The organism is Gilliamella sp. wkB72 (assembly GCF_001693745.1).
GTDB lineage: Bacteria > Pseudomonadota > Gammaproteobacteria > Enterobacterales > Orbaceae > Gilliamella > Gilliamella apicola_E.
Genome location: NZ_LZEI01000006.1, coordinates 427,252 through 447,128 on the forward strand (window position 1 = coordinate 427,252; position 19,877 = coordinate 447,128).

Sequence of the window (19,877 nt, forward strand, 5' to 3'; positions counted from 1 at the left end):
AGCTAAAAATGAAGTTGAAGCACTGAATCGATTGTTAGCTTACAACCCGGATAATAAAACGGGCTTTCAAGCAATGGATACCCGAGCAACGGCTACCCGTAATATCTTTCTAGGCCCGTTGCTGGATCAAATGGATAACGCCGGGCTTTTAAGTCTTTTTGAAAGAGAAAATCAGATACAAGATTTAGTTCGGGAAATGTATGGAGAAAACACAGGTAACACTGGGGCTAGAGCCGCCGCAGAGTTGTGGGCCCGTTCAGCCGAACAATTACGCACGGCGTTTAATAATGCTGGGGGTGATATTGGTAGGCTAGAAAACTGGAATCTACCGCAAGAGCATTCTCAATATAAAACCGCAATGGCGGGATGCGAAAGGTGGTTAGATGATATATTGCCAGCTATCGACCGCCAGCAATATGTTCACCCGGACGGATCGTTAATGAACGATGCCGAAGTTAGGGAGCTTTTCACTCACATTTACGACACTATATCAACAGGTGGGGCTAATAAACTGCAAGGGTCGGGGCATCGTATATCTAGTATGAGCGCTAACCGCCACGCTGAATCGCGCCAGATTTTCTTTAGAGATGCAGAAAGTTTTTTAAATTATCATGCACAGTATGGTGAGCGGGGCATTTTCGATATTATGGTTGGGCACATCTCGGGACTTAGTCGAGATATCGCTACAATTGAAACATTCGGACCTAATCCAACATTGATGTTTAGATCAGTGTTAGATGACGCTATCCACAAATCAACTATGACCGATAGGGTAGGGAAAACAAGTATAGAAAATTTAGCACGTAAAACTAGTGATCTTTACGATTTTGTATCAGGAAATTATAAACCGTTGGTACGTTCTCGTGTTGCAACAGTATTTGATAGTTTACGTAATTTGCTTACCGGTTCAAGATTAGGAAGCGCAGCGGTTACATCGATAACGGATCAGGGGACACTTTTACTTATGGCCAAAACTAATGGTATGGCGTTAGGCCCCGCATACAGAGCTATGATTACATCGCTCAATCCACTCAATAGAAATGATAGGCATTATGCACAACGCAATGGCCTTGCTCTTGAAAGCGCGCTTTCAAGTTTAAATAGGTGGGGTGTAGATAATATGGGGACTAACTGGACAAGTAAAGCCGCATCAACGGTATTGCGACTATCGGGCCTTATGAAAATATCAGACGCGGCCAAAGAAGGCTATGCGGCTTCGATGATGTCGTCCCTTGGTCATGTAGTCAAAAACAATAAAGATCTTTCATCACTGAATAATACCAACGGCTTCGATGCTGAACTTATCAGGCGTCATGGGGTTACAGATACAGACTATGCGGTTTGGAGAATGGCCGAATTAGATCAATGGGCTGGCGTTGATAATATTTTATCGCCTGAAAGCATTTTAGCTATACCGGATAGTTTACTTTCGAATTTTGACAACCCTGAAACCGTAAGGTTTGAGGCGGCTAGAAAGCTGATCGGAATGCTGTCCGAGGAGGCCGACATGGCAGTCATAACGCCGGGTACTCGTGACCGTTTAAGGATGGGTGCAGGGTTACAACGTGGTACTGCCAGCGGAGAAATAGCACGCTCTATAACACAGTTTAAAGCCTTTCCTTTTGCGCTAGTAGCCAGAATGTGGGCCAGAGGAACCGCATTACCTTCACGGTTACAAAAAGCTTATTTCGGCGGGTCACTACTACTTGCTACTACATTATTCGGCGCCGCCGCATTACAAATTAATAACATTGCGTCCGGCAGAAAACCACAAGATATGGATGATACTAGCTTTTGGATCGAGGCTATGCTAAAAGGCGGTGCACTCGGTGTGTATGGGGATTTTATCTTTTCAGATAAAAATAGCTATGATGCGACCTTGGGTGAAATGGCTATAGGTCCATTGGGTTCAAGTTTAACTCAATTCGCAGGTTTAACCTTGGGTAACGCACGACGTGCTATGGCGGGGGACGATACGCACGTTGGGGCTGATGCTGTCCGATTTGTGAAAGGGTTAACCCCTGGAGCAAATCTTTGGTACACAAAAGCAGTTACAGATCACTTGTTGTTTAATCAGTTACAAGAAGCCGTCAGCCCAGGATATTTAGAAAAATATACTCAACGCCAGCAAAATACTTATGGCCGTGAATTTTGGTGGCGACCAGATGACTTAGTACCGGGAGGGAATTAATGAAACAACTAGATATGCTTAAGCAACTATCCGATCGGATGGTTGCGGTAGTAATCACCGAGGCGGACCCAGACACATGGGCAGGAGCTAATAAAAAACTTGATGAAATGTCTGTGGAAGAACGAGGGGATCGCTACTGGTGTAAGAAAAATGCTAACCAAATAATTACAACCGCAGTTAAGCTAGAAACTTTAATCGCACTCTACGAACGAAAAGGCACCGCCCCAAAAGCAGGAACGGCAGAGGATTTAAATAGCAAGGTTATCCAGTTCGAAAACGCGGCCAAAAAACGATTAGAGAAGTTAGCGCATGGCTAAAATTTCCACAACAGCTTTTTTAATGATGTGGAATGATTATTTAGGTAGAGATACCCCCGATTGTCATATTCGCATTGCCGATTGGTTGGATAAACCCGCCACGGTTAAAGTGTTGTTATGCCATCGTGGAATTGGTAAATCTTCGACATTAGCGCCGTATAATGCTTGTAGATTTTATAATGATTCAACTTATCAGATTTTACACCAGTCTGAATCCGACCCTTCTGCGCGTAAAATTAGCCGAGCAACTCAAAGTATTTTGCGTAGGCACCCTTTAACTAAAGAGATGATTCCGCAAGGTAAAATGGATGTTGAACGTTGGAATGTTAACGACATAAATTCGTTAGCCGATCCTCTACATAGTAGTATGTTGGCTAAAGGCATCATGTCTAACGTTACAGGCTCACGTGCTGATGAAGTTCAAAATGACGATGTCGAAGTACCGCGTAATATCACATCCCAAGAACTTCGAGAAAAACTTAGGGAGCGATTAGATGAGCAAACCCACATTTTAAAGCCCGGGGGAAAAAAACTATATGTTGGAACACCGCACACCTACGATTCTATATATACTGAATTAATAGCAAAAGGTGCCGATGTACTTGTAATTAAACTGTTTAGTAAAGAAACGCGCTTTAATAAAGTTGAAGCGGGAAAACCTTATTATGTTGGTTTCGCCCCGCAAGTAGTTTTTATTGGTATTCATAAATCTACGGAACTTTTAGAAGAAGGAGTGCATTATCACATTCAAAATAATCACATAGTTTTTGCTTCCGCGTATAACGGTATCCTTGATTGCTACGCGGATGTCTCGTGGCCCGAAAGATTTACTCCTCAAGATATTTTAACTCGTCGGAGAGAAACCCGCACTATTAATGCATGGGATAGCCAATACCAGCTACACGCTAAACCAATCAACGAAAGCAGATTAGATCCTGAACGTATCCGAGTATACGACGTTGAGCCGACGATAATCGACGCTAACGGGGAAGTCACTATGATGCTCGGTAATACGCGCATTGTTGGTGCGTCTGCGGTATGGGACCCGTCCGCGGGTAAAATTAAATCGGATGCTAGCGCTTTTACGTTATTGCTTACCGATACTAAAGGTCATCTGTATTGGCATGTGTGCGCTGGGCTTACTGGAGAGATAGCCGTTTTTGGCGAGAACGAAAGTATCGTTGGCGGGCAAGTAATTCAGTTATGTGATTTCATCGAAAAATATAACATACCATCTATCATTATTGAGACCAATGGCATCGGCGGTTTTGCTCCGACATTATTACGTCAGGCATTAAAGAGCCGCGGGCTTCGATGTGGTGTTGTTGAAAAGCACGAAATTCGTAATAAGCAAATTCGTATATTAGAAGCTATAGAGGCACCCTTAGAATCCCGTTTTCTATGGGCGCATATTAGTATTGCAGATGAGGATAAAAGTCCAGTGTTTGAGCAAATGCGCAATTTTAATCCCGAGGTATCAGAACAGCCCGATGATTATATCGATTCGCTTGCGGGTGCTATACATAATACCCCTATCAGAATAGCTAAATCGGTGCAAAAACGCACCAATAACTCTAATACTATGGGGACGTGGAGACCTTGGACGGGTCAAACAAAAGCAAAAATAAAATATTAAACGCCTCAATACGAGGTATAAATTGAAGGTTCGTACATGCCGATTAAAGACCCTGATAACATTAAATGGGCTGTAATTTTTAATCTATTCATCTTTGCAATACTAGGTTCGTTAGCTAGCTATTGTTATCGCATCTTAAATGGTGACAAATTCCGAATAGGTACTCTAGTCGCTCAAATATTTATCTCAACATTTGCTGGTGCATTGGTTGTGCTGGCTGCTAGTTATTTCAATTGGGAATTCGAGCTGGCGGGTGGTGTAGCTGGGCTGGCTGGGTGGTCGGGAGCTACATTAATAAAAGCCCTCGAAGAACGGCTAATAAGAAAAGCTAAAGGAGACGGTTAGTGAAATTAACTAGAATAAAAACTAATTTAAATGGGACATTTGGTACACTCCAATTACCATCAGGCAAAGTCCTATCAACGTTAGAATTGTTATGGAAAAATAACCAACGTCAAATTTCATGTATCCCTGCGGCTATATATCAATGTGATATTGTTAATTCGCCAAAGTTCGGCCGTGTTTATCAAGTTAAAGATGTGCCGAATCGCTCTCATATCTTAATTCATGCGGGTAACTGGACTAAGGATACGTCAGGTTGCATTTTAGTAGGGATGCGTAATAACGATACCCAACTATTTGAAAGTAGAAAGGCGTTAGCGTTATTAATGGATGAGCTTAAAGGGCAATCGTTTAAACTGGAAATTATAGAAAACTATGACTAATTTAAAACTTATTTATAAACTATTGCCAATACCGTTAGCCATTATCGCCGCGTTTGCTATATATGTTGCATACAACTGTTGGCAAGGTGAAAAACTCGCAGTAGCAAGAGAAAATCAAATCAAAATAGAATTTGAACAATATAAGCAGAGCAATAATGCCGTTAAACAACTGGAATTAAATATCATTGGGGCAATAAAAAATGGTCAAGCTAAAACAGATGCTTTACGTAATGATATCGATAATGGTCTTGTCGAGTTGCGCGTCAAAGTCGAATCAGTCGAGCGAGATAGTGCCACCGCCAGCGGTATTGCTAACAAAGCCTTACGACTTGCAAGAACTTCTCAACAAGATTATTACAATCTCACCAACGCAATTGAGTACAACAAAGTAATAATTGAAGGTTGGCAAAAATACTATTGTAAAGAGATTGCGCCCAAGAACAATACTGAATTTATGTGCAATGGGGTAGAAAATGTCAGTCGGTAATCAACAAATACAATATGAATATATGGCCGATGGTAATACCGTTGTTTTTTCGTTTTTATGCAAAGTTTTTTATGAATCGGATCTATTAGTTTTAGTTAACGGTGTGCGGGTTACTAACTATACTGTGACAGGATTGGATACAAACCAAGGTGGTAATGTTATTTTTGATGTCGCACCGCCGGCAAACAGCCGTGTAGTAATCCTGCGTAACATACCTTTAATGCGGATAACGGACTATCAAACCAATGGCGATTTTCTTGCAAAAACTGTCAACAGCGATTTTGATAGAATTTGGATGGCTCTGCAGGGGGTAGAAGGTTCAAACAACCGGGCATTAAAGTACCCTCTGGGGGGAAGGCATTATGATGCAGAATTACGAAAAATTGAGAATTTAGCAACTCCTCAACTGCCACATGACGCGGTGAATAAAGAAACATTAGACGATACATACCGATCATTGTATCAAATGATAAACCACCTCGATCATTTACAAGGCCCCCCAGGCATACAAGGCCCCCCAGGCATACAAGGCCCTCAAGGGGAACGAGGACCCCAGGGCGAAAAAGGAGAACAGGGGGATAGGGGCGAAAGCGGCGTTGTGGTGCCACTCGAAAATGGTTTTTTTGCGTTATCAATTTCTGATAACGGTGATTTGTTGGTGCATTATGCGGATGGAGCAACACCTCCAGATCTTTCAATTTCAAACAATGGCGATTTAATTTACAGATTTTAGGTATATATTATGACACAAACTATCAATTTAGGGCGGGTCGTTGGAAGCAAAGGCGACCGCGGGCCACAAGGTGAAAAAGGGGAAACAGGACCAAAAGGGCCACAAGGACCACAGGGGCCACAAGGCGTGCCTGGTCAGAAAGGGGAAACCGGGCCACAAGGACCGCAAGGAGTTCAAGGACCACAGGGGCCACAAGGCTTACCAGGGCCTGCATTAACTGTTAGTGATTCTCTCTATAGCGATTCAAAAACTACGGCGGCCGCATCATGGACAGTCAAAAACCTCAACGAAAGGTTAACTCCTATTACCGATCATATGTACTCTGTAAACCACGCAACCGAAGGTAGGACTGATCTAACATCGGGAAATAGACAAGTGTTTTTGTCACTACGAGACGATGGGCTTTTTGGGATATGGCTTGCCTCTGAACGGCGATGGGCGTTCCTATTTAACAAATATGGAGAAATGATAGAGGGTAATTTTAATGCTTTGGGTTTCCGTCAAAATTGGTATTCGATGCTAGGTCAAAGAATGCTTAACGTTAATCACCAAAACGCCACTAGTAAGCCTATATTTGTCACAATTAAAGTAGGACCAGTTCTAAGCGGAATCGGGGCAGGGGGCGTAGCGACTGGAGGCGGAGGCGGAGGCGGAAAGTTGCCCGCTGGGAGTGGGAAGAACAAGGTAACTGGACCTCTTCAAGTAAACGTAAAAGTCAATGGGGTAGTCGTGTTGTCGCTCACTTCCTCCGAAATGCACCGGTCTTTAAGTTTTATAGTTCCCTCTTCTCAATACTATATATTAGAGGGCCAAGGCACCATACACCAATGGTCTGAATTAAGGTAAGGATTTTTATGAAATATTATAAAGATAGTAATGATCAAATTTATGCGTTTGATGCGGATGTGCCGCAAGATGAGTTTACCCCCACAGGTTTGGTTAGTATTACAGAAAAAGAAGCTATGGAGCTGGCGAAAAAAAAGCAAGATGAGTTATCTAAGGGCTTTGTGCCGGATTCTATTAGTCGGTTCCAGATGCTAGCATTACTTAAAACAGCTCGGTATGCCGATTCAACAATGTTTCAATATGTTGATGACTATGTAAAAAATTTAGATGAGGAAACACCGGAAAACATAATCTTGAAAACTGCGTGGGATACCGCGAGTGATTTTAGGCGGGATTCTATGCCCGTTAAAACAGCTCAGAGATTGTTAGGTTTAACAGACGAACAGAGGGATGACCTTTTTAAAAAAGCATCCGAAATACAGGTATAATAAACGCGGTATATTTAACGGTATAAAAACATATGACATTAAATAATTTATTAAATATCATATGTTTGCTTTGATTTAATTATTCCTGCTGGGGTCAAATTCCCTTATATTCATTATGACGCCTTTTTACTTTAATCCTGCCTATTAATCTTGTAATTTATTCAATTAAAAAAGTTGAGGAGCGGGGTTTTTTGAACATCTTCTGCATCTCTTTTCTTAATCTTTCTCTTGAACGATAAAAGATTGTTGATATATAGATAATATTTATCTAAAAACAAAAAGCTTAAACCTTTGCTGTTAAAGTATTGTAATGAATGAAAATATATGTATAAATATAAAATGTATTTTATATGAATTATTTAGGAAATAATTAATGGCTAAATTAATAAGAATTTTTATTTTAACGCTGATGGTTATTAGCGTGAACTCCTGTTCAAGTAGAGGCGATTTATGTTTGTTTGGCTATACTGACAGTGAATTTCCAGATTATGATAAAGAATATTGGCGATCAGTTGTAAAGAATAAATCAAAAGCTTCAAAAAGTGATCTTGAAAAATGTAATCAAGAAACAGAAAATACAAGAGTAATTATGGTTAATATCTTTACCGAGTTGTGTTCAAGTGGGCATATATCTCAGGAAAATTTACCTAATGCAATTGCGATTCAGCACAATTATCTTGAAGACCATTTTAGATCAAGACCTAAAAATTTGATAGGAACAACGGACCAAATTTTTCTCCGGCTTTTAGGCGAAAATATCGAAAATAAACCGCTTAATGCAGATTTACTTCATAAAGCATGTGCTCGTTATATACCCCAAAATAACATACGTTATCATTATCAAGGAATCGGTCCCGATTCTCAGTTTTTCTATTATTTTAATAAGTATCATTTTCAACAATGTATGCGCAGAAATAACTTTGAGTTAATTACTCCTACAAAAACAGAGAGATGGTGTAAGGGAGTTATGTGGTAAATTTGCTATACTGATATTTGGCTTTGATATGCAGTTGGACTGATTATTTGAGACTTGGATAATTTGTAATAATTGATAGTTAATATGATTAATATTAATTCTGTTTTACTAATTATTTTTTGAATAAAATTTTTGATTTCAATTTTTGTAACAATAGGGTAGTTAGCATAATCACTATGAAATTATTAGTTTGATTTAAGGCTGCTATTTAATCCTAATTTAAATTCATTAATGAAGATAACTATCTCGATTAAATATAAATTGAGATAGTTATATTTATACTTTAAATTGATTATTCAACAAAAGTCACAATAACTTTTGAGGAGCGGCTCTTATCTGAAGCAGTAAGCAACGCTTCTTCAATTTCTTGGTAATTAAATTCACTTGAAATTAGTGGTTTAGGATTAATTATTCCTTTTTCTAACCATTTTACAGCGACAGCAAATTCATCAATAAATCTAAATGATCCTTTCCATATTATTTCTTTAGCTAACATTTGAGCAACAGGATATTGAATAGGACTGGCTCCCATACCAACTTGAACAATAATGCCGTTTGGCCTAGTAAAATACACAGTTGATTCAATTGCCGAGTTTGCACCACTTGCTTCAAAGGTAATATCGAAATAACCTTTATTTTCCGTAAACCGTGCATAAGTTTCTTTATCTGATGGATTTATTGTTAGATCTGCTCCCATTTGTAACGCAACGTTTTGACATCTATCACTAATATCAGACGCTATTACTTCTATAGCACCGGCTGCTTTTGCTGCAGCTACAATTAATCCGCCGATAGGTCCTGCGCCAATAACTAAAACTTTTTTACCAACCAATGAACCTGCAACATTAATTGCATGGATAGCAACACTAGTAGGTTCACTAAATGCCATGATTTGGGAAGGGATTTTTTCATCGTAAGTAAAACACTGTTGCTCAGAAACAATAACATATTCTGAAAATCCACCATGTACATGGGGGTTAAATTGAGCACTCCCCATGAATCGCATGTTTGGACATTCGTTTTGCTTACCTTTAAGGCAATAATCACATTTATTACATGGCTGAGATGGATTAATTGCGACTTTTTTTCCAACTTTTAATTTTGAATTTGTTGGTGCCTTGTAGACTTCACCTACAAATTCATGACCAATTACCATTGGGTGTTTTAAGACGGATAAACCAGCTTGACCTTCTTGATAATAGTGAATATCTGAACCACAAATTCCACCGGCTTCTACTTTAACTACTACATCATCATTAGTATAAGCAAGTTCTCTATTTTCGATTCGAATATCCTTTTTTTTATGTGCAAAGCAAGCTCTGCATGTTAGTTTTTTACTCATTTTTTTACATCCTTTATTTATAATACAGCCAACCACCCACCATCAACATAGATAACTTGACCATTGATGTAATCAGATGATGGTGCAGCAAGAAAAATTGCAGTACCAATAAGCTCTTGCGGTTTGCCCCAACGTTTTGTTGGATTGCTATTTTTCACCCAACTATCAAATGCCTGATCTTTAATTAAAGCCTCATTCATATCGGTTAAGATATAACCTGGACCAATAGCATTGGCTTGTATATTGAACTGTCCCCATTCAGCAGCCATTGATTTTGTTAACATTTTTATACCTCCTTTTGCTGCTGTGTAAGGCGCGACTGTGGGACGAGCTTGTTCACTTGTTAGCGAACATATATTGATAAATTTTCCACCAGAATTACGTGCTATCATCCTTTTAGCGGCCTCACGAGAGACTAAAAATGTACCTGTTAAATGAATATCAATAATTCGTTGCCAATCTTTTAATTCAATTTCAATTATTGGCTGGCGATGTTGAATGCCAGCATTGTTGATAACAATATCTATCTGAATATTGTCCTTATCCATCGAATTGAAGGCATCAATTATTTGTTTTTCATCTGATACATCCATAACGTATCCAGATACTTTGTACCCTTTATTTTTTAGTTTATTTACTGCTGAATCTAAAACTATTGAGTTGATATCACTTAGAATGATTGTGGCACCTGCTGAAGCTAACCCTTCTGCATAAGAAAAACCTAGACCTCGAGCTGCTCCAGTAATTAATGCTGTTTTTCCTGTTAAATCAAAAAGTTCATGCATAATATAAAATCCTGTTATAGAAAAAATTAGTTTAATAAATGAATATAAGCGAAATACATTGTCATACATCAACTTGTAATACAACATACAAGATATTTGGTAAAATGCGCCTATTTTGTTGTTTAAGCAACAACTAATATTAATTTTTGTGATCTAGGCAACAAAATAGTATTAATTTATATTCATTGTATTTGTTAAAGACGTTGATAAAGTTGATGAGATAAGTTGTAATATGATGAAAAAGAATTTTAAGATGACAAAAACTAATGATTAAATCGATTTCTAAAACAAATATAGTCGATGCTGTTTATGAACAGATGCTAAAAAATATACTCGACAACAGTTGGCCAGAAGAAAGCAAATTACCCTCTGAATTTGAGCTAACAGAACTATTTAATGTTAGTCGTACAAGTATTCGTAGTGCCGTACAAAAACTTCGTGATCTTGGTATTATTTATACTAAACATGGAATGGGTTCATTTGTTTCGAAAAATTTAGATAAAAATAAAATTGTTTCTATAAATCAACCTATTATGCATTTAAGTCAGGAAGAATTTTCTGATATGATGATTTTTAGACAGACGGTAGAATTTAAATGTATTGAATTAGCTACAATTAATGCTAACGATGATGATATTGTAGCTATTGAAGAAGCTCTAAATCGAATGTTGATTAATAAAAATGATTACAAAAAATACTCACAAGCTGATTTAGATTTTCATATTGCAATTATAAAATCCTCACATAATAAAATATTTATCAATATAATTCATGATATTAAAGATATCTATTATTATTATTTAGAAGAACTTAACCGTGTCTTTGGTCCAACGTTGGAAAGTATTGAGGCTCACATCAAAGTTTTTATGGCAATCAAAGAACATAATGTTGAAACAGCTAAAGAAGCTTTAAATAACGCCATGAAAACAAATACTCTCGCAATTAAAAAGTTGCAAGAAGGGGCATAAAAACAAAAAAACACTTGCAACATTTATTTCCTTAATGTTATTTTTAATATGCGAAATACGATGTCATACAAGTTGATTTTATAACTTAAGTATGAATCGGAGATTTTTATGTTAAAAATAACAGATGTTAAAACTATTTTGACAGCACCAGGAGGTATCGATTTAGTTGTTGTTAAGATTGAAACAAACCAGGATGGTTTATATGGATTAGGTTGTGCGACATTTACTCAACGAGTTTTAGCTGTTCAGTCCGCGATTGAAGATTATATAAAACCATTTTTACTTGGAAAAGATCCTTGCCGAATAGAAGATCTTTGGCAATCAGCTATTGTTAGTGGTTATTGGCGAAATGGTCCAATTATTAATAATGCAGTGTCTGCCATGGATATGGCGTTATGGGATATTAAAGGCAAAATGGCAAATATGCCAGTATATGAATTACTAGGCGGTAAATGTCGTGATGCTATTCCACTTTATCGACATTGCGATGGTGCTGATGCTGTTGAAGCTGAAGATAATATCCGCGCTGCAATAGAAGAAGGTTATCAATATGTTCGTTGTCAAATGGGAATGTATGGAGGAGCTGGTACTGAAGATTTAAAATTGATTAACACCCATTATGATAAAGCTAAAAATATACATCCCAAACGTTCTCCTCATAATAAAACCTCAGGAATTTATTTTGATCCTGATGCTTATGCGCGCAGTATCCCTAAATTTTTTGATCATTTACGTAACAAAATTGGTTTTGATATCGAATTCATTCATGATATTCATGAAAGAGTTCAACCTATCACTGCTTTACAAATGGCAAAAAGCCTTGAAGATTATCGACTATTTTATCTTGAAGATCCTGTTGCGCCAGAAAATGTCGATTTCTTAAATATCATACGTCAACAAACATCAACACCTATTGCAATGGGTGAGTTGTTTGTTCATGTCTCAGAATATAAACATCTAATCACACAACATTTAATTGATTTTATTCGTTGTCATATCAGTATGATTGGAGGCATAACTCCAGCAAAAAAACTTGCTGCATTATGTGAACTTCATGGTGTACGTACTGCATGGCATGGCCCAGGTGATATTTCTCCTGTTGGAGTGGTAGCGAATATGCATATAGATCTAAGTATTACGAATTTTGGTGTACAAGAATATACACCAATGAATGATCAACTTAGAGATGTCTTTATTGGTTGCCCAGATATCATCGATGGCTATGCTTATTTAAATAATAAGCCAGGCCTTGGTATTGATATAAACGAAGAAAAAGCCAAAAAGTTCCCAATAACTGGTGGTTTGCCATCTTGGACAAATGCTCGAACACCGGATGGAACAGCTTCTAGACCTTGAGTCTAACTTGTTCGTATTTAGATTTTTTAATTTTTTATTATTGGTAAAACAATTGAGTTGTTTTTCCAGAATAATCAAAGGTAGTACATTATGAGTAATTCAATAACGTTAGACCCGAAACGTAATACAGGGGATTTGGTTAAGGCTGCAATGTCTGGTTGGTTAGGAACAGCTTTAGAATTTATGGATTTCCAATTATATTCACTTGGAGCTGCATTAGTTTTTCATCAGGTTTTCTTTCCTGAACAATCGGCAGCTATGGCATTGATCTTAGCTATGGGAACTTATGGAGCTGGTTATGTCGCTCGTATTATAGGTGCATTCTTATTTGGGCGGATGGGAGATAAATTAGGACGAAAAAAAATATTATTTATTACAATAACCTTAATGGGGCTTTGTACTACTTTAATCGGAGTATTACCCACTTATGCTCAAGTTGGGATTTTAGCACCATTATTGCTTATTTTATTAAGAATTATTCAAGGATTAGGTGCAGGAGCTGAAATTTCTGGTGCGCGAACTATGCTAGCTGAATATGCGCCAAGAGGAAGAAAAGGTATTATTGCTTCACTCGTTGCAATGGGCACAAACTGTGGCACACTTGCTGCTACTGCTATTTGGGCCATAATGTTTTATTTTTTTGATAATGAGCAATTGTTATCATGGGGCTGGCGTATTCCATTTCTTGCAAGTTCAATTGTGATGTTGTTTGCTATATGGTTACGGTTAAATTTAAAAGAAAGTCCTGTTTTTGAGGAAGTTAATGAAAATGATAGCATCATCAAAAATAAATCTTATTTAGAAATTTTCAGTGGTAAGTCTTTTTGGTTAGCTACTGGTCTAAGATTTGGTCAAGCAGGTAATTCAGGATTAATTCAAACTTTTTTAGCTGGTTATATGGTCCAAACATTACTATTTAGTAAAGCAATACCTACTGATGCTATGCTAATTAGTTCTTTCATTGGATTTTTAATCATCCCTTTATCAGGTTGGTTATCTGATAAGTTTGGCCGAAAAATTATGTATATTTTACTTAATTTATTGACCATAATTTTAGCCTATCCAATGCTTGCTATTATATTAGATAAAAATTATCATCCAAATACTATTATGCTATGTTTAATAGTTATTCATAACGTTGCAGTTTTAGGACAAGCAGCTATTGAAGCTATTACTATGGCCGAGATGTTTGGTTCTCGTAGTCGTTTTGCATCAATGGCTATTGCTAATGAAATTGGTGGTTTATTAGCTGTTGGATTAGGACCTTTATTTGCTGGTATTTTTTGTAAAATTTGTGATGCTTGGTGGCCAATTGTAGCTATGATTATATTTTACTCAGCCATCGGTCTGTTATCAGCTATTTTGATGCCTGAAGTCGCAGATCGCAATTTACAAGATGTAAAAGATGCAACAGAGAATTAATTTTTATTAAAAATTATTAAAATAAATAAAAAAGCCATTATATTGATTTATTGATGGCTTTTTTAATTTTATAGATAATAGAATTTTTTCATGTCTTAGAAATAGGTTAGGTATTTTTCAATACTATCAAAAGCTAAATAGCCAGTTGATAAAAGCTATTCTTATAACTAATAACTGAAACCAATAAAATGTGAATCATAACTATAATATAAAGATTAATATATTATTGTTTGATATAAATAGTATGAAAATAAGAATCTGGTTGAACAACGGATAAATTCTATTGAATCTGGCGCTACTGTAAAAGTAGAATTGAGATACGTAGTGATAAAATCTATTTTAAGCGCCTTACCCAAAAACTACTCACAACCCTGTTTCATTTTTACATCAAATGAAGAATAAATATTTCTATGCGTTCCATTCTGGATAAAAAGTTTATTGTGAGCAAATTATGAAAGTTTAGTTAGTTTTATTCATCATAAACTAATATTTTTCTGTAGTGTGAATTGAAGTGAAAAGCTGGGAAGTGGATAGCAAAAATTTGCTAAAAATGGTATAGGTTTTACCCCAGTTTTACCCCGATTTTACTCTTTTAGTAAAATTGAGGAGAAGATTAATTCTTTTGAAGCTTTTTTATATAAGGCTTTAGGATGGTACGCCCGGGTGGACTCGAACCACTGACCCCCACCATGTCAAGGTGATGCTCTAACCAACTGAGCTACGGGCGTATATTTAGAAAACACGCAAATATTAGCGGGCAAATAGTTTTGTTTCAAGTAAAATAATTAAAAATAGCTGTTTTTTTAATCTTTTGAACTAGATTGGTGATAAAATAGGCAAAACCAATATTGAAAATTCAGATAGTTGTCACATTTTTGTACTTTTTATTTTCACTAATTCATTTAACAGTTCGATATGGATTCTGTTTTTTATATTGTTTATAGGTAAATGCATGTTCTCGGTGGTTTGTTAGTGCTAAATTAGCTATACTCCACAGCGTCGTTAAGTTATTACTGGTTCAGGTTGTTATGTCGTTTAAAGATCAGATTGAAGATGTTCTACATAATATTTTTGGTTATAAGTCGTTTAGGAATCAACAAAAAGATATTATTGAATCAGTGATTGACGGGCGTGATGTTTTGGCCGTTATCCCTACCGGTGGCGGTAAGTCGCTTTGTTATCAAATTCCAGCGGTCGTATTACCAGGCACAGCTATAGTCATTTCGCCACTTATTTCATTAATGAAAGATCAGGTCGATCAATTGTTGGTGAATGGTATTCCTGCTGCATTTTTAAATGCAACTCAATCAGGTATCGAACAACAAAATGTTATCAACCAGTATTTAAACCATTCAATTAAATTGTTGTATATTTCCCCCGAGCGCTTGACAGTATCATCTTTTGGCGCGTTACTGGATCAGCATCCTCCTTCTTTAATTGCGATCGATGAGGCGCATTGTATTTCACAATGGGGACATGACTTTAGACCTGATTATCGCCAATTAAACCAGTTATCAAAACGTTTTCCTGATGTACCAATTATCGCGCTTACAGCCACTGCCGATGAGATGACACAGAGGGATATTCTTAATCAGCTCAATTTAGTTGATCCGTTGTTTGTGGTTCGTAGTTTTGATAGGCCGAATATTCGCTATACCGTGGTAGAAAAGTTTAATCTTACTGAACAAGTTGTGTCGTTTATTGAAACGCAAAAAGGGAATAGCGGGATTATTTATTGTTCTAGCCGTTCTAAAGTTGAGGACATGACAACAAGGCTTGTGGCAAGAGGGTTTTCGGCTATCGCTTATCATGCTGGATTGTCTACAAGCGAACGGCAAAGCGCTCAGGAGAGTTTTTTAAAGGATAATACACAAATTATTGTGGCAACAGTTGCTTTTGGAATGGGGATTAATAAGCCAAATGTTCGGTTTGTTGTTCATGCAGATTGTCCGCGTTCAATTGAGGCTTATTATCAAGAAACAGGTCGTGCTGGGCGCGATGGTGTTCCTGCAGAAGCGATGCTATTGTTTAAAAGTAATGATTTAAGTTGGTATAAGCAGCAAATCATTGAAAAGTATGATAACGATCAGAAGCAAGTGGAGCTTCATAAGATTCAGGCGATGGAGTCATTTGCGCAATGTATGACGTGTCGCCGTATTGTGTTGTTAAATTATTTTGGTGAACATCGAACTGAGCCTTGCAATAACTGTGATATTTGCCTTTATCCACCTAAGCAATATGATGCGTTGATTGATGCGCAAAAAGTTTTGTCTTGTGTTTATCGGGTTGAGCAGCGCTATGGTGCCCAATACATAGTGGATATTTTACGTGGTTCGGGGCGTTCACAAATTAAAGATAATCGACATGATAAGCTTTCAGTTTATGGAATTGGTAAAGAGCATAACGCTGATTATTGGCTTAGTGTAATAAGGCAGTTAATTTTTTTAGGTTATTTGCGGCAAAATATTTCCAATTTTAATACTTTGCAATTGACTGAAAACGCACGGGCAATATTGAAAGGTGAGGTGCAATTAAAGTTAGCAAAACCACGATTAGAAATTGTTAAGAAGAGTCGTTTAAATCGTTATGCTCGATCAATTAATTTAACGACTATTCTATCTTATGAAGAGCGAATTTTATTTAATAATCTTAGACGATTACGTAAAGAGATTGCCGATATGGAAGATATCGCTCCTTATATTGTATTTAGTGATGCAACCTTACTTGAAATGGTGCAAACGATGCCTGAAAGTAAGACACAACTTATTAATGTGTCAGGTGTTGGTAAAATTAAATTGGAGAAATACGGCAATCTGTTTTTGGATGAGATTAATGACTTTGTAATTAAAAATATATAACGCTGTAAGTTAAAATTTAAATCAATTTATTCGTTGAAAAAAAAGTTGAGGAACGGGGTTTTTGAGCAAAAAAATCCTGTAATATGACGCTAATTATTATATGTTTTACTTAAAATTGCGTTTTTATAATCTAATTTGTTTATAAATTAATTAAGGTCTATTATTAATTCGAAAAGTGGCATCTTAAAGACTAATTTGGCTCTTTATGATATGATTAGCAAAATTTAATCGTAATAAGTAATGGTGATTATGAGTTATCAAGTTTTAGCACGTAAGTGGCGACCAAAGTCGTTTTCTGAGGTAGTAGGGCAACAACATGTGTTGAAAATTTTATCTAATGCCCTCTCTCTTGGCCGGGTGCATCATGCTTATCTGTTTTCTGGTACACGAGGTGTAGGAAAGACGTCGATTGCTCGTTTGTTAGCTAAAGGCTTGAATTGTGAAAGTGGTATCACTGCAACACCTTGTGGTGTTTGTGATAATTGTCGTGAGATTGAGCAAGGTCGTTTTGTTGATTTGTTAGAAATTGATGCTGCATCACGAACTAAAGTCGAAGATACGCGTGAAATTCTAGATAATATCCAATATTTGCCAACTAAAGGGCGTTTTAAAGTTTACTTGATCGATGAAGTGCATATGTTGTCTCGCAACAGTTTTAATGCATTATTAAAAACTTTGGAAGAACCACCTGAACATGTTAAATTTTTGTTAGCGACAACCGATCCTCAAAAATTACCTATTACTATTTTGTCTCGCTGTTTGCATTTACATTTGAATGTGCTTGATACATCTTTAATTGGTGATCAGTTAAATCACATTTTACAATTAGAGCATATTGAAAGTGAGCCAAAAGCTATTCATTTATTAGCCAAAGCAGCCAATGGAAGTATGCGAGATGCGTTAAGTTTAACCGATCAGGCTATTGCGCTAGGTAATGGTAAAGTCGATGCCGTATCAGTTGCATCAATGCTTGGAACATTAGATAAGGCTATTCCTTTTGCGTTAGTTAATGCACTTTACCAAGGCGATGGTAATGCGTTAATGCAACAAATTGAATTGGCGGCAATGCAAGGAGCGGATTGGGATAATTTATTAGCTGAAAGCATTTCTTTGTTGCATCAAATTGCTTTATTACAAGTAGTACCTACAGCCTTAGGTGATTATGCCGATAGTGAGGAGCAATTGCGTTTTTTAGCTCAATACATTTCACCAAATGATGTACAATTGTTTTATCAAATTTTATTGATGGGTCGAAAAGAACTCACGCTTGTACCTGACAAGAAAATGGGCGTGGAGATGAGCTTTTTACGCGCGTTAGCCTTTATGCCAAAAGATGTTGATTCGATTTCTCAACCGGTTTCAACCACTAATCCTTCAGCTGTAGGACATCCACCTGTCCCAAAGTCTAATCCGCCAAAAGTTGAATCAGCAACATCAGCTTCTATGCCACCGATTCCAGTAAAGAAGGATGCAGCTAAGTCATCAGTTCAATCAACGGCACAGTCACAATCATCATTAGCTGATAATAATGTTTCTCCTGTGCATCAAGCTAATAATTCGATGCCAGCCCATTCTATATCGCTTACAGATGATGCTTCGTCTATCACTAAAAATATTTTAGAGATGCGAATGCAGTTAATGGAGGAACAAAGTTCAAAAAAGTCTGAACCGGTTGGTGCCAATCAACCATCAAGCGATTTAGTTAACTCGAGCCGTGTTAAACAGGCTACTAAGACTGAAGTTAATAGTGCAGTGGTGGATGAGGTTGTAGAGGACGACGAAGAGGAAATTACAGCAGAAAATTATCAATGGCAATCGACTGGACTGTTTGAGTCTAAGAATGAGCCGGTGATTGATGCAAAGTCAGTTAGGGAGTCACTTAAGGTCGATAAAACCCCAGAGATGACAAAAAAATTGATTGAAGAGATGGTCGAAAAAGATGCTTGGAGTGCGGAAATTGAAAAATTGGAGATTGCACCGTTAATTAAACAGATTGCAGTTAATTCGTATCCTGAAATAGTCGATGATAATAGTGTAATTTTGCATACGCGTTCGGCTGTTGAGCATTTAACTAAGTCGTCGGCAAATTGTATTAAGCTACGAACTGCGATGTCAGCTTATCGTCAAAAAACACTTAATTTAGAGGTTGTGATTGATGATAGTAAAGATATAAAAACGCCATTAGAATTACGTGAAGATTTATATCAGCAGAAGCTTGAACAAGCTAAACAAACGATACATCAAGATCCTAAAGTTGAGACGATTTGTCAATATTTTGATGCCAAGATTGATGAATCGAGTATTCGTCCTGTATAATTACAGACTAAATGTTTTTAATGAGGAATAATTATGTTTCCAGGTGGAAAAGGTGGTTTGGGCAATTTGATGAAACAAGCCCAACAAATGCAAGCAAAAATGCAGCAAGCTCAGGAAGAGATTGCTAAATTAGAGGTTACTGGAGAGTCTGGCGCGGGTATCGTTAAAGTTACTGTAAATGGTGCACATAGTTGTAAACGCGTTGATATCGATCCGTCTTTATTAACCGAAGATGATAAGGAGATGTTAGAAGATCTTATCGCTGCAGCCTATAATGATGCTACTCGCCGTTTGGAAGAAGCTCAAAAAGAGCGTATGGCTCAAGTTACTGGTGGAATGCAATTACCACCTGGTTTTAAAATGCCATTCTAATTTGAATCTTTAACTCTATTTTTCTGATATTGCTGACTTTTGTCGGCAATATTTTTGTCTACTGACTGTTTATTTATACAGTTTGTCTTTATTAATTTCCTCCTATCAGGTAAACTAAC

The 19,877-nt window shown here is 37.1% G+C and carries 17 protein-coding genes and 1 tRNA gene; 15 read left to right on the forward strand and 3 right to left on the reverse strand.

Translation table 11 applies throughout. The annotated features are described in order from the left end of the window. The first annotated feature begins 244 nt into the window (after positions 1-244). The 9 genes from A9G07_RS03300 to A9G07_RS03345 all read left to right on the forward strand — a co-directional run bounded on the left by A9G07_RS03300 (position 245) and on the right by A9G07_RS03345 (position 8,339). Positions 245-2,191 carry a hypothetical protein gene (locus A9G07_RS03300; RefSeq protein ID WP_141677463.1) on the forward strand — a complete coding sequence of 649 codons (1,947 nt, stop codon included), beginning with the start codon at positions 245-247 and terminating at the stop codon, positions 2,189-2,191. After that, positions 2,191-2,508 carry a hypothetical protein gene (locus A9G07_RS03305; protein ID WP_065734014.1) on the forward strand — a complete coding sequence of 106 codons (318 nt, stop codon included), beginning with the start codon at positions 2,191-2,193 and terminating at the stop codon, positions 2,506-2,508. Before A9G07_RS03300 ends, A9G07_RS03305 begins: the two co-directional genes overlap by 1 nt. After that, positions 2,501-4,144: a phage terminase large subunit gene (gene terL / locus A9G07_RS03310; protein WP_065734015.1), complete on the forward strand. Its 1,644-nt coding sequence runs from the start codon at positions 2,501-2,503 to the stop codon at positions 4,142-4,144. The genes A9G07_RS03305 and terL overlap by 8 nt, the downstream gene beginning before the upstream one ends. A gap of 36 nt (positions 4,145-4,180) precedes the next feature. Next, on the forward strand, positions 4,181-4,489 hold the full coding sequence (locus A9G07_RS03315; RefSeq protein ID WP_065734016.1) for a phage holin family protein: 309 nt from the start codon (positions 4,181-4,183) through the stop codon (positions 4,487-4,489). Next, positions 4,489-4,869, forward strand: a complete 381-nt coding sequence (locus tag A9G07_RS03320) for a DUF5675 family protein (RefSeq protein WP_065734017.1) — start codon at positions 4,489-4,491, stop codon at positions 4,867-4,869. Before A9G07_RS03315 ends, A9G07_RS03320 begins: the two co-directional genes overlap by 1 nt. Then, entirely contained in the window at positions 4,862-5,356 is a 495-nt protein-coding gene (locus A9G07_RS03325) for a lysis system i-spanin subunit Rz (protein ID WP_065734018.1), read from the forward strand. The genes A9G07_RS03320 and A9G07_RS03325 overlap by 8 nt, the downstream gene beginning before the upstream one ends. After that, on the forward strand, positions 5,343-6,089 hold the full coding sequence (locus A9G07_RS12060) for a hypothetical protein (protein WP_065734019.1): 747 nt from the start codon (positions 5,343-5,345) through the stop codon (positions 6,087-6,089). The genes A9G07_RS03325 and A9G07_RS12060 overlap by 14 nt, the downstream gene beginning before the upstream one ends. Positions 6,090-6,943: 854 nt before the next feature. After that, positions 6,944-7,363: a hypothetical protein gene (locus tag A9G07_RS03340; RefSeq protein ID WP_065734021.1), complete on the forward strand. Its 420-nt coding sequence runs from the start codon at positions 6,944-6,946 to the stop codon at positions 7,361-7,363. 373 nt (positions 7,364-7,736) lie between these two features. Then, positions 7,737-8,339, forward strand: coding sequence for a hypothetical protein (locus tag A9G07_RS03345; protein ID WP_065734022.1), 603 nt, complete (start codon positions 7,737-7,739; stop codon positions 8,337-8,339). Between the two features lie 292 nt (positions 8,340-8,631). On the opposite strand, the gene idnD is transcribed toward A9G07_RS03345, so the two are convergent. Together idnD and A9G07_RS03355 are read right to left on the reverse strand one after the other, a co-directional pair. Continuing rightward, entirely contained in the window at positions 8,632-9,681 is a 1,050-nt protein-coding gene (idnD, locus tag A9G07_RS03350; RefSeq protein ID WP_065734023.1) for an L-idonate 5-dehydrogenase, read from the reverse strand. A gap of 17 nt (positions 9,682-9,698) precedes the next feature. Further along, the gene (locus A9G07_RS03355; RefSeq protein ID WP_065734024.1) at positions 9,699-10,466 is read right to left on the reverse strand and encodes an SDR family oxidoreductase; all 768 of its coding nucleotides are present in this window, start codon (positions 10,464-10,466) and stop codon (positions 9,699-9,701) included. Between the two features lie 266 nt (positions 10,467-10,732). Between A9G07_RS03355 and A9G07_RS03360 the strand changes: the two genes are divergently transcribed. The 3 genes from A9G07_RS03360 to A9G07_RS03370 all read left to right on the forward strand — a co-directional run bounded on the left by A9G07_RS03360 (position 10,733) and on the right by A9G07_RS03370 (position 14,212). Continuing rightward, complete coding sequence (locus A9G07_RS03360; protein ID WP_065734025.1) at positions 10,733-11,434, forward strand: FadR/GntR family transcriptional regulator; 702 nt, start codon at positions 10,733-10,735, stop codon at positions 11,432-11,434. 102 nt (positions 11,435-11,536) lie between these two features. Beyond that, positions 11,537-12,790 carry an enolase C-terminal domain-like protein gene (locus tag A9G07_RS03365; protein ID WP_176713948.1) on the forward strand — a complete coding sequence of 418 codons (1,254 nt, stop codon included), beginning with the start codon at positions 11,537-11,539 and terminating at the stop codon, positions 12,788-12,790. Positions 12,791-12,880: 90 nt separating this feature from the next. Further along, the gene (locus A9G07_RS03370; protein WP_065734027.1) at positions 12,881-14,212 is read left to right on the forward strand and encodes an MFS transporter; all 1,332 of its coding nucleotides are present in this window, start codon (positions 12,881-12,883) and stop codon (positions 14,210-14,212) included. Positions 14,213-14,863: 651 nt separating this feature from the next. Here the strand turns inward: A9G07_RS03370 and A9G07_RS03375 are convergent. Continuing rightward, positions 14,864-14,940, reverse strand: a tRNA-Val gene (locus tag A9G07_RS03375). Positions 14,941-15,240: 300 nt separating this feature from the next. On the opposite strand from A9G07_RS03375, the gene recQ reads away from it, so the two are divergent. The 3 genes from recQ (at position 15,241) to A9G07_RS03390 (ending at position 19,758) form a co-directional block, all read left to right on the forward strand. Next, on the forward strand, positions 15,241-17,070 hold the full coding sequence (gene recQ, locus A9G07_RS03380) for a DNA helicase RecQ (RefSeq protein WP_065734028.1): 1,830 nt from the start codon (positions 15,241-15,243) through the stop codon (positions 17,068-17,070). Between the two features lie 249 nt (positions 17,071-17,319). Then, a complete protein-coding gene (gene dnaX, locus A9G07_RS03385) occupies positions 17,320-19,386 on the forward strand; it encodes a DNA polymerase III subunit gamma/tau (protein ID WP_065734029.1) in 2,067 nt (688 codons plus the stop codon). 33 nt (positions 19,387-19,419) lie between these two features. After that, on the forward strand, positions 19,420-19,758 hold the full coding sequence (locus A9G07_RS03390) for a YbaB/EbfC family nucleoid-associated protein (RefSeq protein ID WP_065563043.1): 339 nt from the start codon (positions 19,420-19,422) through the stop codon (positions 19,756-19,758). Positions 19,759-19,877: the final 119 nt, after the last annotated feature.

Bases quoted from the DNA above. Each gene is read 5' to 3' on its own strand.
- A9G07_RS03305 (WP_065734014.1), top strand. From the start codon at position 2,191: ATGAAACAACTAGATATGCTTAAGCAACTATCCGATCGGATGGTTGCG.
- terL (WP_065734015.1), top strand. From the start codon at position 2,501: ATGGCTAAAATTTCCACAACAGCTTTTTTAATGATGTGGAATGATTAT.
- A9G07_RS03315 (WP_065734016.1), top strand. From the start codon at position 4,181: ATGCCGATTAAAGACCCTGATAACATTAAATGGGCTGTAATTTTTAAT.
- A9G07_RS03325 (WP_065734018.1), top strand. From the start codon at position 4,862: ATGACTAATTTAAAACTTATTTATAAACTATTGCCAATACCGTTAGCC.
- A9G07_RS12060 (WP_065734019.1), top strand. From the start codon at position 5,343: ATGTCAGTCGGTAATCAACAAATACAATATGAATATATGGCCGATGGT.
- A9G07_RS03340 (WP_065734021.1), top strand. From the start codon at position 6,944: ATGAAATATTATAAAGATAGTAATGATCAAATTTATGCGTTTGATGCG.
- A9G07_RS03345 (WP_065734022.1), top strand. From the start codon at position 7,737: ATGGCTAAATTAATAAGAATTTTTATTTTAACGCTGATGGTTATTAGC.
- idnD (WP_065734023.1), bottom strand. From the start codon at position 9,681: ATGAGTAAAAAACTAACATGCAGAGCTTGCTTTGCACATAAAAAAAAG.
- A9G07_RS03355 (WP_065734024.1), bottom strand. From the start codon at position 10,466: ATGCATGAACTTTTTGATTTAACAGGAAAAACAGCATTAATTACTGGA.
- A9G07_RS03360 (WP_065734025.1), top strand. From the start codon at position 10,733: ATGATTAAATCGATTTCTAAAACAAATATAGTCGATGCTGTTTATGAA.
- A9G07_RS03370 (WP_065734027.1), top strand. From the start codon at position 12,881: ATGAGTAATTCAATAACGTTAGACCCGAAACGTAATACAGGGGATTTG.
- recQ (WP_065734028.1), top strand. From the start codon at position 15,241: ATGTCGTTTAAAGATCAGATTGAAGATGTTCTACATAATATTTTTGGT.
- dnaX (WP_065734029.1), top strand. From the start codon at position 17,320: ATGAGTTATCAAGTTTTAGCACGTAAGTGGCGACCAAAGTCGTTTTCT.
- A9G07_RS03390 (WP_065563043.1), top strand. From the start codon at position 19,420: ATGTTTCCAGGTGGAAAAGGTGGTTTGGGCAATTTGATGAAACAAGCC.